Raw genomic sequence first — 14,516 nt, 5'->3', positions numbered from 1 at the left:
ATTTCTTTTCTAATAATATATCAGGTTTAGAAAAGCGAACGAAGCAATATGCATTTTAACTTTTAAAACAAGCCCTAATTCCTTTCAGACGGTCGCCAGTAGTTGCGGCCGTCAGCAGTTCGTTTTAAAAAGCCGTAGTCGATCAAGTAGCGGCGTACGGTTACGTAGTCAAAGTAAATCGGTTGTAAGTAAGCATTCAAGTCTGGTTCTGTTAAGGGCTGTTCAGCTGGAATCTCAGTAATAATACGCGTCAGAATGGTGATGATGACTTTTTGCTTCTTAGGCCACCGTTTTAACCGTAAGGGTTCTTGTAAGAAATCGAAATAATGCTGTAACGTCTGTGCCGCTTCATCTTCGGTAATCAGCCAACGGTCGTCTGGTTGACTAGGCTGCTCAGGGACATCAATGAGCTGGTCAGGGGCGGTCTGTGGATCAAAGACTTGATCGTAGATGGCCAAGTAAAGTTTCGCCTGTTTGGCTTTTTCGCGAAATGTAAATTTTTGATGCCGAATCGTCGCCGCGGCAACTTGTAATTGTTTCGCTAAAGCTTGGTCTTTAATATCGGTGGCAAATGCCGTTAGTAAATCTTGTTGCTTAGTTGTCAGTGTATTATAGCGGCTGGTCAAATGAATGAGCTGATTTAAATTGCCGCCATGTACCAGTTGCAAGTGCTTTTCAATCTCAGTTACGGGTGTTTCAATTAGCCAATTAGCAGGGCAGTAGTTACACTGGCGTTCGTTAGCGACCGAATGCCAGCCGTTTTTTAGGTCAGCTAGGGTTAGTTTAGCTAGGTCCATAGGTGTTCACCTCTCAATGAGCTTTAATATACATTTGTTTATTGAAACTGTCAACGCATTGCTAAAGAGAAATGTTTATCAGAATAGTAAACAAATACGCTTGTGTATCAGTATTTAAATAAATATACAAAAGCCTGCATTAAACGAGTATAATATAGTTATATTATTTTTAATCCCCAGGGGGTATAAAAACGTTGTGTGGAGTGCTTAGTTGTAACTTCAAAAGTTAGAAGGCTAGAAGAGGAAACAAATAGTCAAAGCCGAGGCACTTAGTTAATGACTATCAGGGCGAATTTAGAATTACTTTTAAAATTTAGGATCAGAAAATTTTCAGGATAGCATTATGCGATTAATTGGTTTTAAGATATTACATACGTAACATCTTACTTTAACTAAAAACAAACAACAACTCAAAAACCAGCCACCAGCTTACTGCAGACCATATCAAGAAGCCACCCTTATGTTAGGTGGCTTCTTGATATGATTATGATACTAATCGACGATGTTTGGTTGTTAGCTGTAAATAACTAGTGATGATTAATCCGCCAATCAAAATCCCCAAAGCATTCGCTAAAATATCATTGATATCGCTACTACGATTAATTAAATAATGCTGAGATAAAAAGTATTGCGTGATTTCAATGCTACTACCAGCCATTAAGCCCATAAATCCAACCCCAAATAACGACAGGCGTGACCATGTCCACTTCAATAGCAAGCCCAGTGGCAAGGTCAGCATAATGTTTTCTAAAAAGCCTAGATTACTAAAGCTTAAATTCGTTAAGTTCACGCGACCAATCCCAATCGGCATAATATAGAGGGACGTCCCAGAAAACGAAATCGGGGTAAACAAAATTGCGGCTAAACCGGTAAAATAGGCGAGCTTCAGCAACGCTAGCCAGCGCGGTCGACGACCAATTATCAGGATCAGCAGACCACTCAAACCTGCCATTAATAAAATAAGTAATAAAGGTTCCCAGCGCATCGAACCACCTCCGTTGAATTCTAAGTAGTCTTAGCCTACCTTAGATTTAGAGATAAAAGGGGGAATTGGTGGGGACTTTAAACTTTCTTGGACGCTTTAATAAAAACATAAGTGATCCTATATTGAAAAAACATCATTATGAAGACTTAACGAAAAATAAGTCACTAAAAAAGCTGATCAACTTGTTTTATCACAACTTGACCAGCTTTAAAATTTACTTTTTAGGTGTTAATTGATCCACTAAATCAGCACTTGGAGAAACGTACAAAGTCTTTTGACCTTCATAGATCACAAACCCCGGTTTAGCGCCATTGGGTTTGCGAATTCGTTTAACTTGTACATAATCAACTGGGACCGTGGCTGACTCACGAGCTTTAGAGAAGTAAGCGGCTAAGTTAGCAGCTTCCGTCAATGTTTGTTCACTTGGATGCTCGGCATGGATAATCACATGGGAACCCGGAATCTTCTGCGTATGCAACCAATAATCCGTTTTCCGCGCCGTCTTCAACGTTAATTGATCATTTTGACGGTTATTCTTACCAACAGAGATTTCGGTACCGTCAGTCGCAAAGAACTGTTGCGGTTGGCTAACTTTGCGTGAACTGCGTTGCTTCTTCTTAGTCTTCTTTGGTTTCAAATAGCCTTGTTGTGTTAATTCTTCACGAATTTCCACAATATCAGCTGGCGCGGCGAGTTCGATTTGTGTTTGGATATTATCCAAATAATCGATTTCAGCTTGCGTCAATTTTAGCTGTTCACCAACGTAGATGACCGCATTTTTTTGCTTTTGATAACGCGAAAAATATTTTTGTGCATTACGTGACGGTGAGAGTTGATTGGACAACTGAATCTTTAGCGGCTGGTTATCATGATAGTAATCCGGCAAGGTGATTTCGGTCATCCCGCGTTTCACTTCATATAAGTAAGTCGTTAAGATTTCGCCCTTTAAACGGAGCTCGTCAGCTTGCTTAGTATTGGCCAACGTTTGTTGCAGCTTTTTGAATTTCTTGCGGTTCTTCTTCAAATCATTACGAACTACCCGAATCAAATTACCAGCTTGTTGTTGAACTCGTTCACGCTGAGCCGCGTCTTGATAGTAGAAGTCAAGCAGGGCACTCAAAGAGTCAAATTGGCGTGTCTTGGTCCCGAAAGCTGAGTAGTTGCCAGCTGCAAACATCGTCTTGTTATTTTTCAACGTTAACAAGGTCGGCTGCGGGTCATCAAAAGTCGCTAAGAAATGTTGATAATGCGCTTTTAAGTCACCGGTTTGGTGCAGCTCCTTGGCAAACTGTAAGGCACTATCCCGACCAAGACCCTGATAATGTTGCTGCAACTGCTTAGCCAGGACATCTTCATTCGGATACTGCTTAACTAACTCCAAGTAATCCGTATTCGGGGTAAAAGGATCAACCTTATCTTGCTTAGGTGGCTCAATATAAGTGGCGCCGGGCAATAAGAGCCGATAGCGGTTTTGGTCCGCACCAACGTGCTTGATAACGTCCAAAATTCGGCTAGTCTGCTGATCAACCAAGATCACGTTACTGTGTCGCGCCATAATTTCAATAATTAGGGTCAGTTGTTCGGCATCACCTAACTCATTGCGCGTTGTAATGGTCAAGTGAACCACACGATCATTAGCCATTTGCTTAATCTCAGTGATAATTGCCCCTTGCAAATACTTCCGCATCATCATGGCGAAGTTCGTCGGCACGGCTGGGTTCACATATGGAATTCGAGTCACTTGAATCCGCGGGTAAGTGGGGTCTGCGGATAACAGTAACGGCCAATTTTTACCATTCGCGCGAATCGTTAAAATCAGTTCATTTTGATAGGGCTGATGAATTTTCGTAATGCGCCCATTCAATAAATTTTCGTGTAATTCGGTGACCATGGCATGGGTAAATAGTCCATCAAAAGACATGTGATCACTCGCTTTCATTAATTAGTTTCGTCCACGACTGTCGTTAAAACAGTCAACCTTTACTAGTATACATGGGGTAACAGCGTTTAAACAAGTTTTATGTCGCAACTGGCTTGATTTTACAGCCACGGCATCAAAAATTTAATTGTTACATACATAAACCGACTTAACCCGTTTTTTAACAAAATACGGGTTTTAAGAAAGGATTGCATATTGTATAATACAAAGTGAATTCTAATTACGAGGGGGACCTATGATGAAATCAAGTTTAGCCGCGTTGGCGGACACTGCCAAACAACAGACCGCCATGCTGAAACAAATTGCCAAAGCCCAAGGCGTCACCGTGGCAGAATGGCAACTACTCTTAAAATTACAAGCGGGCTTTGATACCCAAGAAAAGCTAGCCGCTGAAATGCAGCTCGATACGTCAACGTTAAGTCGACAACTAGCAAGCCTAGTCAAAAAAGAAAAACTCAGCAAGGAAGCCGTTGGACGTGATCGGCGGCAATTAATCTATTCGGTCACACCGACTGGTGAAAATGCGGCGGCGGTGATTAATGCTGACTACGCCAAGTATGAAGCAACCGTATTCGATAAATGGCCCCAAGATGAACAAAACCTCTTACGAATTTTATTAAACCGCTTAAATAAATCAGTTGACCGGACGTTAGCACCCTAAGCCACGTTTGGCCGATGTTGACAAGCTGGTTTCAAACTAGCTTTTATGCTAAGATTGTGGTTATCAATTTAGATGAGAAGTAGGTGTGTGTCATGAAGATTGCTGTTGTTACTGACAGCACCAGCTATTTAACACCGCGAGAAGTTGCCGACAACGATATTCATGTCGTCCCAATTCCGGTCATTATAGATGGAAAAGTGTATCAGGAAGGCGTCGACATTACGACGGAAGACTTTTACGCAAATATGAAGTCCTTTAAGTCTTTTCCCAGTACCTCCCAACCACCTGTTGGTGAAATGATTGAATTTTATAACAAGCTGGGTGACCAAGGGTACGATGCGGTCATCAGTATTCATTTAGCAAGTACGATCTCTGGCTTCATCAATAGCCTTGAAAACCTACGTGACGAGGTGGATCATATTAAGCTCTATCCATATGATTCTCAGATTACGGTACGTTTAATGGGTTACTTAGCAATCGAAGCCGCCAAGATGGCCAAAGCCGGATATACAGTTGAAGAAATCTTAGCTCGGCTTGATGATTTGCGTGATTCAATGGGCGAATACTTCATCGTGGATGATTTACAAAACTTAGTTCGTGGCGGCCGCTTATCCAACGCCTCCGCATTTATCGGCAGTGTGCTACGGATTAAGCCCATCTTGACCTTTGATGATAAGCACGAAATTGTGGCTTTCGAGAAAGTTCGTTCTACTAAAAAGGCATTAGCTCGTGTTGAGCATTTATTTGCGGAAGCCCAAGCTAAGATCGACTATCCGTTGCGAGCGATTATCGTTCAAGGCAATAACTTGGATGCTGCGCAAGCCTGGAAAGCCAAGTTGCAACAAAAATACCCAGACATGCCAATCGACATTACCTATTTCGGCCCGGTTATCGGGACCCATTTAGGTGACAAGTCGTTAGCGTTAGCCTGGTTGAAAGATATTGATAAGGCGTATTAAAATGACGTATTTATTTTCAAATGTGACTTATAATCGTGCGGCAGCTTATGCGTTACGTCAGGCAGTCTTCGTGGAAGAACGCGGGATTCCAGCCAACGTCGAATTCGATAATAAAGATGACGACGAACGCTTGTATCTTGTGGCTTACGAAACGCCAGACTTACCTGTAGCCACGTTGCGGTTAGAGCCACAATTACACCATGTCATGCGGTTTGGGCGCGTTTGTACGCGTCAGGATCATCGTGGACAAGGGATCGGTCAGCAATTATTAACGCGGGCCGAACTTTGGGCCCAAAATCACGGTTACACCAGTGGCTTGATTCATGGCGAGCTAACGGCCCAGACGTTTTATGAACGTTGTGGTTATGCGGTTACAGCTGGCCCTTATGATGAAGACGGCGCTCCAGTTGTCGTGATGGAAAAACACTTTTAACAATCAGCTCTGAGCAATTTTGTTCAGAGCTTTTTTTTACCCGATTTTGGCTCAGACCGGTGGCATGGTATCATATAAAAAAGATTAAAAAAGGGAGTTGTTGAGACCGAATGAAAACTCGGGCAGCATTAAAAACAGAAATCAAACAACTATTTAAGGGACGCTGGAAGGACGCCATTTTACTCTGTATCGTGGTCAGCTTGTTATCCATCTTCAGTGTAGCCGCGAATTATACGGACCAAGCGAAATCAGGGGGCACCAGCTTAACTAGTCACTCGACGGATATTCAGCAAGGGGCCTCACAAGCGTGGTCGGCCATGACAACTATTTCTTGGGGACTCATCGCGACCGTCTTGGGCGTTTTAGCCGTGGGGGCAATCATTAATTTCGTCTTCTACTGTGTGTTTAAATTATTCATGGTTGGGACAATGTATTCAATGCTCGACTGGGTCCGTAATCCTAGTCGTGAGATTCACCCTGTTAGTGATTCAACGGTCGGCTTCACGCGGCCATACGCCTGGCCAACAGTGGGCTTAGTCGTGTTACAAGCCATTTTCCTAACACTGTGGAGCCTGTTATTAATCGTCCCCGGTATCATCAAGGCCTTTGCGTACTCACAAACTTATTTTGTGTATAAAGACCTCGTCGCAGCCACGCCAGCTGGTCAACCTAGACCTAAGCTGACCTTAGCCATTACTAAGAGCCGGCAACTTATGCGTGGGCATAAAATGGAATATTTTGTTTTACAATTGAGCTTCATCGGTTGGGCTTTACTATGTGGTATGACTATGGGCATCGGCCTATTATGGTTAGTCCCATATCGGTATGGGACCTTTGCTAATTACTATCAAAATTTAGTTGCCCTTGATCAAGCGGATCAAGCCGCCGCCAGTATGGCAGCCTAATTAAATCAGCAGTGACCAGTCTAAACGCTGGCACTGCTTTTTTTGTTGAATCTAATCAACATTGCAACCGTATTACATTTTATCAACAAACCCCGTTTTCACTGGCCTTCACTAATCAAAGTGCTTATGATGGTAATTAGTAAAATATAGGGGGAACCAGTTATCATAACGTTTAAATTAATTAAGCAACTTAGCTTACTAAGCTTAGCCGTGACCATACTAGGTACGGCTGCGACCAGTACCGTCGCGCCTGCCGTTCAAGCGAATAGTGTCGCTCAGCAAGCGCGGGCCTTGGCTAAGAAGTACCATTTTAAAGGCCAAATCATGTTAACTAAAGACTATGCTGGCAAAGCGCAAACAATCTACGTTGGCGATGCTAATCACAAAAAACGACTTAAGAATAATCAGCACACCATTTATCCAACCGCTTCGCTCCAAAAAGCGATTACCGGCGCCATGATTCAACAACTCATTGCGAAAGGTAAGTTGAAGATGACGACTAAGTTAAGCAACTACTATCCGCAAGTGGCCTATAGCTCTCGGATTACGGTGCGGCAATTACTTGATCATACGTCCGGTATCCAGATGGCCGAAACAACGCCCAGCACGGTGTTATCAGAACAACAGGCTTACCGTTATACACTAAAGCAACTGACGTCAACTGGGGCAACGACGTATCACTATACCAACGCCAACTACACCTTGTTAGCGGGGATCATTACCAAGATCACGCACAAGTCTTATCAGCACAATTTACAGACTCGAGTGATTAAGCCGCTCAAGCTAACGCATACGACCGATAAATATACGGCGAAGCAGCCGTTGACGGCCGCGGTCAGTTATCGATCAGGGACAAACTACCATGCGCGCGCTTACCAACGGCGCCTATTCTCCAGTCTCGTCGGTGCCGGGAACTTGTATACGAACGCCCACGACTATTACAAGATCATGTGCGGTATGCGCAATGGTAAGTTGTTGACCCGCAACCAGTACCGGCAACTACGCCATCATTATCAAGTTCGTTACGCTGGCGGAATGTATCATTATGCGGCGGGCACCAAATCTAACCATGGCGCTGACAACGGCTATGACAGCTATATGTATGCGACTGAAGGCAACCGCCGCGCCATCGTTTACTTCGCCAACCAACGGGCAACCATTGATGCGGACCAGTTTGCAGCCAAACTTTACGCGTTAGTTCGCTAGGCACTAAGACATTTTTGTAAAAATATGGTAAACTGGCGGAAGCAAGAAAGGAAGTGCGATAGTTAATGCCTGAACAACAGCCGACGCGCATGTCGCGCTTAAAAGCCCGACAAGAATCGTCTAGTCGCAAGCGGTCGCAACCTAAAGCTTCAAAGAAACCGCCAATGCCAACTGGGCCTAAGGGGACCAAACCACCTAAGGGACCTAAGAAGAGACGGCATCTGTCACTCTGGCTCCTAGCGCTAATCGTGATTGCACTTGGTGGGACCATTGTCTATTTTGTCAAGGCCTCGACCAGTCAAGATCTGGTTAAAACCACCGCTAGTTCAAGTGTCACTAGCAGCAGTAAAGAAAAGTCTTCATCTAAGAAGAAGCATTCGAAATCCAGCAGTGATAGCGACAGTGATGACACTGCCGACACCACGACCGATGATGGGACGGATACCGCGCAAACGGATGGTACTACCAGTACCGATGATCGTCAAACTGGGACAACGCAGTCACAGACGACAACCCAACAGCCAGCCGCTAGCTCCAGTCATACGACACCAGCGACTAACAACAATCATCACAGTACTAGTACTGCCAGTTCCAGCAGCCAGGCCACTAGCAGTAGTCATGCCAGTTCGACAACTAGCAGTAGTAGTAGCCAAGCAAACAGCAGTAGTGCCACGACAAATTCGACGAAGACATTTAGTTCCAAGTCATCGGCCATTCAGTACGGTGAATCGCATAAAGGGGACTACACCGTTGTCAATGGCGACAAGAACGGGACTTATTATAAAGTCACCACAAAATAACTGGTAAAAAAGCTTAAAACCTCAGAGCAGGGCTGTTTTTTCAACTTAAAACTCGGTATACTAACAGTAAAGCTTTAGAATCGGAGTGGTGGGTTTGAATCAACAGATGGACATAAAATATCCGGGCATCTTTCGGGATGAAGGCACTTATTGGGGCGTCCGCTTTCCAGATGTGCCTGCCGCGCAGACGTTTGGTGCTAGTGTACAAAAAGCCGCTGATAATGCGGCTAATGCGCTCGCAGTGGCGTTATTTGAACAGCCCATACCACCGGCCTCTGATCCGCAGTATTGGCGCCTAGCCTCTAACGAGTTCGTGGTCTGGATTACCATGTCGAATGCGACCTTTGGCCCGGGTGATACCGCACCAACACCCATGCATTAATTTAAGTTTGTTAACGAACGGTTTGCCAACCTTGGCAGGCCGTTTCTTATTGTATTTAGGAGGAATTACCTTGCAAAGCCATCCATTGATTTTTGATACCAACATTGCGAAAAACAAGCCCGAAAATATCCGCCATCCCCACAATAACTGTCCATTCTGTGACCCAACGACGTTAACGGCGGTGCTAGCCCAAGATGCGGACCGCATTTGGCTAATGAACAAATTTCCAACCTTACAAGCCACTTGGCAGACGATCGTCATTGAAACGGCCGATCACGATGGCGATATTGCCACATATTCAACTGAACAGAACCGCGCCGTTTTTGGGTTTGCTTTAAAGCATTGGCAAGAAGTTATCGCCAGCAACCGGTTTGAATCCGTACTGCTATATAAAAACTTTGGCCCACATTCTGGGGGAAGTTTACGTCATCCGCATATGCAGATTGTGGGGTTAGACGATGTTGATGGTTATGGCAACGTTGTTCCCGCTAACTTATCCGGCTATCCGGTGGTGACTAACGGCAGTCTCAGCGTGACCGTTTCCGACCAACCCGTAATGGGCTTCGTCGAATTCAACGTCGCTACTGCTTGGGCAGACCATGACCAATTGGCCGATGCGGTTCAAAAAGTCGTTCAATATACCTTGAACGATTACTTCAAAGGCCGATGCGACAGTTACAATTTATTCTTTTACCCAGTGGGTGATCGGGTTGTCTGCAAGATTGATCCGCTATTCAACGTGTCACCATATTATATCGGTTACCGCCTGGCACAAGCTGACACACCGACTCGGATGCGGGAGATTGCAGCGGAAGTTCGGACTAAATTTCAACCTAAATAACCACTTAGGGCCTGAAATATTCAGTAAAGCAGGCATTATGTTATGATTGAGTATGAAACCTAGGTATAATTAAACTTATGCTTGGTGCTAGTTAGTTTAAATTGTCACTCTGGTTGGTCCAGAATCGGCTGGAACGTGGTGGCCACGTTTGGAAGCCAAAGAACGGTCTTCCAAGCCGGGCTTTATCTAAGTCGGAAAAGCACCGACCAAGATAAACGACACCACTGAGCCAATTCTGGCCCGCCCGGCGTTAGTTAACGGGAAATAAAGAATTAATGATTGATTAGTTTCAGTTCAGTCATTTAGCCGAGAGGTTGGTTCCTAAAATGCTCAGCCGTGTCGTTGACCTTAGTACGAGTGGTTTGCTCGGACTTAGGTCAAGGCCAGTTTTGAAGACCGGGCTTTGGCTTCAAAATGGCCCATGGCGTTCCAGCGTTTTAGGAACCAACCGGTAGGCGGCAATTTCAACTAGCATCATGTGTAATCAAATTTATTAAAGTGTTTAGTGGAGGCATGCAACGTGCAAAATTTAATTCCTGGCGATATGCTTGAAGTTAATCAAAAATTAAAGTGGGAACTCGATAACGGACAAACCGCGGATGAAGAAAGCGTCATTAACGATGCCGTATTAGCTGGTGTGCAGTATTATACCGATGAGGCCCTCGAAGGTCACTATTGGACGGTCAAATGGAACACTAACCACGATGCCATTGATCTGTATGGTATGGCTGGTAAAGTCGTTGGCGCCATTAAGCCCATTAGTGCTAACTTAGCCGATGACTTTCGTAAAGATTCCCAAGGGTTATTTATTCGCATTGAAAAGGAAGTTGCGGTCATCGTCCGCAACAATTAATTCCTGAACTTGAAGTGAGGTGGTCACGATGTTTGATCAAACTGCTGAACGTTACGCGACCTTTGGACTGGTCGCAAAATTACCTAGTGCGATCATTGACGGCATCTGGGGCATCATTGATGACGACTTACAAGGCGTCGTCACCTTGCCGCGGGTCTTACAATTCGCATTGATTGTTCGGCATGGGCAAGTCACGGCGGTCTTTGATGATCAACAAGGTTCGATCTTTGAATTTGATCTACCATTTAACTACGATCGGGCATATCCAGAAACAATCGCCGTCTTAGATGATGGCCATTATCAAACGATGATGTTGTTAGATGAATTACAAGCTTAAAAAAATCGCGTTGGGCTATTCCCAAACGCGATTTTTTGTGACCAAAATTAGTTCGTTCGCTAACTGCTCGTAACTAGCTTTAATCGTCGCACTATGTTACCGATACGCCTATAATCAGCGGCAAAGGGAGGGGATTATCATGCTGAAATCAACTTTAAAGTTACCTTGCATCGTCGACCAAACCACGGCAGAATTTACTGACGGCATGCTGATTGGCGATCTGGACGCCCAATTACAAGCCGCTATTTTAAGTGACTACCCGCAGGCCACGGCGGATCAGTTTATTTGCAGTGAACACCTCGTTCATTACCGGATGGCCAAGATGGATCAAATGATCCAGAAAGACTATCAAGCCAATAAAAAAATCAACCACCGTTTAACGCAGATTCTAGCGAAAAATACGTATCAGGTCGTTGATGTTAACCGCCAATTAGAGAATTCACTAACATTCGGGCAGAAAGTTGCCGATGCGGTGGCCCGGTTTGGCGGGAGTTGGGCTTTTATTATTATCTTCATCGGAATTATGTTGCTATGGATGTTCGTCAATCTCTTGCAATTATTCGGACTGCATTTTGATCCCTATCCCTTTATTTTACTGAACTTATTTCTTAGTATGGTAGCCGCAATTCAGGCGCCGTTAATTATGATGAGTCAAAATCGAGCCGCTGAATATGACCGGTTACAGGCGGTCAACGACTTTCGGGTCAATTCAAAGTCTGAAGAGGAGATCCGCGTCTTACACACCAAAGTCGACCATGTTATTCAAGAAGACACTCCCAACTTGTTGGAGATTCAAAAGATGCAAACGCAGATGTTAGGTGAGATTCAATCACAACTCAACGAATTACGCCGGCTGCAAACCAAGCAACCCTGATTTACTTGTACTTGAGCTCTAAACGACTCATCCAGTAACCGAGTAACCCACCCACAACTAAAGCCACGCCACTGAATAGATAAGTGCTGAGCGTGGCGCCGGCATAAGAAATACTTTCAGCAGCCTGTGGGTTCGGCACTAAGATCAGTATGGTACTTGCGACCACGATGCCCAAAATAAAGTGATAGACCCGCGAATGAAACCGGCGTAATAAGTAATCCATCGCTTTTGAGAACAACGCCATCGCTAAGATTCCGCCTAACGCAATCGGTAAGTAAACTCCGAGTAAATCAAATCGTTTGAAGCCCGTAAGCATCGGTGTAAAGAGACCAAGAATCAGTAACAGGTTCGATGGGCTTAGGCCAGGCACTAACACGCCTAGGGCAATCAAGACGCCCGCAACAATGAAACCGCCGAAATTAGCTGGTAAGGGGCCAAAAATATCACTCATGAAGTAGAGCAGCCCGCTACTAATTAGTAAAGTCCCGAAAAACCACCAATAATCAAGCGTATCCCGCGGCGTTTTGGCACTGGCCGTCTGCATGAGTGACGGTAGGGTACCGATAATTGCCCCTGCGAACCCCCATAGGACAATCACTTGGGCTTTAGCTAACAAAAATTCTAGCGGTGCCGACAATAGGGCAATCCCAACGATGCCGCCTAGGCCCACCGGCACAAAGTACCAGAAGTCTTGCTTGAAGCGCTGGCGGAAGTGTGCCATAAAGCCTAACAGTCGTTCGTAGATACCTAGAATGGCGGCTAAGACCCCGCCAGAAACCCCGGGTAAAATAAAGCCCAAGGCAATAATGACACCTTTAAAAAAGCGTTTCAGAAAATGATCGTTTTGATTAGTCATGGATAAACTCCTTATTAAGTCTAGCTAACGGTCAAGATTAGATTAAACATACCAAATTTAGCTAAAACTGGCAATCAAAATCAGTTGATTTAACGCAATCCTAGCAATTATTTCTGATTAAAGTGGTGAATTAATTTGCTCACCAAGGCGTTTTAGCATAAAATGGAACAATATGAAAAAATGCTAAGAATTATAAAAGCCGGGCAGAACTGCTATCTCATAGCGTTAACGCCTTGGAAAAAAACATTGAATTAATAGAAAGTTGAGGCTATATGGAAAATCAACAACTTGCACGTAAGCTAAAACGCCGTCACGTTCAAATGATTGCCTTAGGTGGGGCGATTGGGACCGGGTTATTTCTCGGTTCGGGGTCAGCGATTCGGCAAGCCGGGCCATCGATCTTATTAGCGTACGCCATTGGGGGCTTGTTTTGTTACTTAATGATGCGGGCACTAGGTGAATTACTGCTCTCTAACACCAAGCTCCATTCATTTTTGGAATTTATCAACCTTTACTTAGGGAAAAAATTCGAATTTGCGATTGGCTGGACGTATTGGCTCTGCTGGATCAGTCTCGCAATGGCCGACTTGACCGCCAGCGGGATCTATATCCGTTACTGGTTCCCCTGGATTCCACAATGGGTGACACCGCTGATTATTATTTTGATTCTGCTGGTCTTTAATCTGCTATCCGTCAGTGCCTTTGGCGAACTGGAATACTGGTTCTCGATGATTAAAGTCGTGGCAATTATTGCTTTAATCGTCACCGGCGCCATCCTGATCGGCTCTTCAGCGCATGTCGGCGGTCAAACGGTTAGTGTCACCAATCTTGTTAGTCACGGCGGGTTCTTTCCAAAGGGCTTTGGCGGCTTTCTAACGTCATTTTCGCTAGTCATCTTCGCCTTTACCGGGATTGAAATGGTCGGGATTACGGCAGGTGAAGCTGAGAATCCGGAAACTGAATTACCTCGCGCTATTAACAGTTTACCGATTCGAATCTCATTCTTCTACGTCGGCGCCTTGTTTGTTATTATGTCAATCTATCCTTGGGACCAAATCGCGACGACACAATCACCGTTCGTGCAAGTCTTCAGTGATATCGGCGTTAAAGCGGCGGCCAGCATTATTAACTTCGTCGTCTTAACGGCGGCCTTGTCCGCTTGTAACAGTGCCATCTTTAGTACTAGTCGGACGCTCTTCACGCTGGCGCATGGTCAAAATGCGCCGAAATGGATGGGGAAGGTTAACCGCTATAATGTGCCTGCACGCTCATTGGTCTTCTCATCATTGATTTTACTAGTCATCGTGGTGTTAAACTACGTTATTCCTAGCACGGTCTTTACCTTGATCTCAAACGTGGCAACGACTAACTTCATCATCGTTTGGTGTTCGTTACTCGTCTGTCACTACGTCTATAAACGAACGACTGATAGCCGTCAGAATCCGTTCAAACTGCCGTTGTTCCCAATGTCAAACATTGCCACGTTGGTCTTCTTTATTGCTGTGACGGTGGTGTTGTGTTTCGACAGCGTGAACCGTTGGGCCGTGATTGGCTCAATCGTTTGGTTTGTGATGCTACTGCTGATTGAATCCGTGATGCGCCGTAGACAGACTATCGACTAGAAATTTATCAATAAGCATAAAAAGATGTTCAGCCCCTATTTTGAGGTTGAACATCTTTTTAATAAC

At 44.7% G+C, this 14,516-nt stretch carries 16 protein-coding genes; 12 read left to right on the top strand and 4 right to left on the bottom strand.

Translation table 11 applies throughout. From position 1 onward, the window contains the following. Nucleotides 1-74 precede the first annotated feature (74 nt). From FFM80_RS05830 to FFM80_RS05820, 3 genes are all read right to left on the bottom strand, one after another. Nucleotides 75-797, bottom strand: coding sequence for a DUF2087 domain-containing protein (locus FFM80_RS05830; protein WP_137639943.1), 723 nt, complete (start codon nucleotides 795-797; stop codon nucleotides 75-77). A gap of 484 nt (nucleotides 798-1,281) precedes the next feature. Next, nucleotides 1,282-1,782 carry a VanZ family protein gene (locus tag FFM80_RS05825; protein ID WP_137639942.1) on the bottom strand — a complete coding sequence of 167 codons (501 nt, stop codon included), beginning with the start codon at nucleotides 1,780-1,782 and terminating at the stop codon, nucleotides 1,282-1,284. 214 nt (nucleotides 1,783-1,996) lie between these two features. After that, nucleotides 1,997-3,703, bottom strand: a complete 1,707-nt coding sequence (locus FFM80_RS05820) for an NFACT RNA binding domain-containing protein (protein ID WP_137639949.1) — start codon at nucleotides 3,701-3,703, stop codon at nucleotides 1,997-1,999. A gap of 256 nt (nucleotides 3,704-3,959) precedes the next feature. Here FFM80_RS05820 and FFM80_RS05815 point away from each other — a divergent pair, with 256 nt between their 5' ends. From FFM80_RS05815 to FFM80_RS05765, 11 genes are all read left to right on the top strand, one after another. After that, a complete protein-coding gene (locus FFM80_RS05815) occupies nucleotides 3,960-4,382 on the top strand; it encodes a MarR family winged helix-turn-helix transcriptional regulator (RefSeq protein WP_137639941.1) in 423 nt (140 codons plus the stop codon). Between the two features lie 92 nt (nucleotides 4,383-4,474). Further along, a complete protein-coding gene (locus FFM80_RS05810) occupies nucleotides 4,475-5,341 on the top strand; it encodes a DegV family protein (protein WP_137639940.1) in 867 nt (288 codons plus the stop codon). A 1-nt stretch (nucleotide 5,342) separates the two neighbouring features. Continuing rightward, on the top strand, nucleotides 5,343-5,774 hold the full coding sequence (locus FFM80_RS05805) for a GNAT family N-acetyltransferase (RefSeq protein WP_137639939.1): 432 nt from the start codon (nucleotides 5,343-5,345) through the stop codon (nucleotides 5,772-5,774). 110 nt (nucleotides 5,775-5,884) lie between these two features. Continuing rightward, a complete protein-coding gene (locus FFM80_RS05800) occupies nucleotides 5,885-6,679 on the top strand; it encodes a DUF975 family protein (protein WP_137639938.1) in 795 nt (264 codons plus the stop codon). A gap of 210 nt (nucleotides 6,680-6,889) precedes the next feature. Next, the gene (locus FFM80_RS05795; protein ID WP_137639937.1) at nucleotides 6,890-7,885 is read left to right on the top strand and encodes a serine hydrolase domain-containing protein; all 996 of its coding nucleotides are present in this window, start codon (nucleotides 6,890-6,892) and stop codon (nucleotides 7,883-7,885) included. Nucleotides 7,886-7,950: 65 nt separating this feature from the next. Beyond that, entirely contained in the window at nucleotides 7,951-8,685 is a 735-nt protein-coding gene (locus FFM80_RS05790; protein ID WP_137639936.1) for a hypothetical protein, read from the top strand. 94 nt (nucleotides 8,686-8,779) lie between these two features. After that, nucleotides 8,780-9,067 carry an RNA-binding protein gene (locus FFM80_RS05785; protein WP_379853079.1) on the top strand — a complete coding sequence of 96 codons (288 nt, stop codon included), beginning with the start codon at nucleotides 8,780-8,782 and terminating at the stop codon, nucleotides 9,065-9,067. 70 nt (nucleotides 9,068-9,137) lie between these two features. Then, on the top strand, nucleotides 9,138-9,908 hold the full coding sequence (locus tag FFM80_RS05780; protein ID WP_137639935.1) for a DUF4931 domain-containing protein: 771 nt from the start codon (nucleotides 9,138-9,140) through the stop codon (nucleotides 9,906-9,908). Nucleotides 9,909-10,428: 520 nt separating this feature from the next. Then, complete coding sequence (locus FFM80_RS05775) at nucleotides 10,429-10,761, top strand: hypothetical protein (protein WP_137639934.1); 333 nt, start codon at nucleotides 10,429-10,431, stop codon at nucleotides 10,759-10,761. Between the two features lie 28 nt (nucleotides 10,762-10,789). Continuing rightward, nucleotides 10,790-11,098, top strand: a complete 309-nt coding sequence (locus FFM80_RS05770) for a DUF960 family protein (RefSeq protein ID WP_137639933.1) — start codon at nucleotides 10,790-10,792, stop codon at nucleotides 11,096-11,098. A gap of 139 nt (nucleotides 11,099-11,237) precedes the next feature. Then, the gene (locus tag FFM80_RS05765) at nucleotides 11,238-11,972 is read left to right on the top strand and encodes a DUF1003 domain-containing protein (RefSeq protein WP_137639932.1); all 735 of its coding nucleotides are present in this window, start codon (nucleotides 11,238-11,240) and stop codon (nucleotides 11,970-11,972) included. Between the two features lies 1 nt (nucleotide 11,973). Here the strand turns inward: FFM80_RS05765 and FFM80_RS05760 are convergent, their stop codons facing one another. After that, on the bottom strand, nucleotides 11,974-12,843 hold the full coding sequence (locus FFM80_RS05760) for a DUF368 domain-containing protein (RefSeq protein WP_479686888.1): 870 nt from the start codon (nucleotides 12,841-12,843) through the stop codon (nucleotides 11,974-11,976). 257 nt (nucleotides 12,844-13,100) lie between these two features. On the opposite strand from FFM80_RS05760, the gene FFM80_RS05755 reads away from it, so the two are divergent. Further along, complete coding sequence (locus tag FFM80_RS05755) at nucleotides 13,101-14,450, top strand: amino acid permease (RefSeq protein WP_137639930.1); 1,350 nt, start codon at nucleotides 13,101-13,103, stop codon at nucleotides 14,448-14,450. The last annotated feature ends 66 nt before the right edge of the window (nucleotides 14,451-14,516 follow it).

Origin of the sequence: Lactiplantibacillus dongliensis (assembly GCF_005405105.1) — a bacterium.
Taxonomy (GTDB): Bacteria; Bacillota; Bacilli; order Lactobacillales; family Lactobacillaceae; genus Lactiplantibacillus; species Lactiplantibacillus dongliensis.
Note: the sequence above shows the minus strand (reverse complement) of the source record. Positions and strands in the feature narration are given on the sequence as shown.

Excerpts from the sequence above, each read along its gene's own strand:
- FFM80_RS05805 (WP_137639939.1), top strand. The coding sequence starts at position 5,343 with ATGACGTATTTATTTTCAAATGTGACTTATAATCGTGCGGCAGCTTAT.
- FFM80_RS05790 (WP_137639936.1), top strand. The coding sequence starts at position 7,951 with ATGCCTGAACAACAGCCGACGCGCATGTCGCGCTTAAAAGCCCGACAA.
- FFM80_RS05755 (WP_137639930.1), top strand. The coding sequence starts at position 13,101 with ATGGAAAATCAACAACTTGCACGTAAGCTAAAACGCCGTCACGTTCAA.
- FFM80_RS05765 (WP_137639932.1), top strand. The coding sequence starts at position 11,238 with ATGCTGAAATCAACTTTAAAGTTACCTTGCATCGTCGACCAAACCACG.
- FFM80_RS05830 (WP_137639943.1), bottom strand. The coding sequence starts at position 797 with ATGGACCTAGCTAAACTAACCCTAGCTGACCTAAAAAACGGCTGGCAT.
- FFM80_RS05825 (WP_137639942.1), bottom strand. The coding sequence starts at position 1,782 with ATGCGCTGGGAACCTTTATTACTTATTTTATTAATGGCAGGTTTGAGT.
- FFM80_RS05815 (WP_137639941.1), top strand. The coding sequence starts at position 3,960 with ATGAAATCAAGTTTAGCCGCGTTGGCGGACACTGCCAAACAACAGACC.
- FFM80_RS05770 (WP_137639933.1), top strand. The coding sequence starts at position 10,790 with ATGTTTGATCAAACTGCTGAACGTTACGCGACCTTTGGACTGGTCGCA.
- FFM80_RS05810 (WP_137639940.1), top strand. The coding sequence starts at position 4,475 with ATGAAGATTGCTGTTGTTACTGACAGCACCAGCTATTTAACACCGCGA.
- FFM80_RS05820 (WP_137639949.1), bottom strand. The coding sequence starts at position 3,703 with ATGTCTTTTGATGGACTATTTACCCATGCCATGGTCACCGAATTACAC.
- FFM80_RS05800 (WP_137639938.1), top strand. The coding sequence starts at position 5,885 with ATGAAAACTCGGGCAGCATTAAAAACAGAAATCAAACAACTATTTAAG.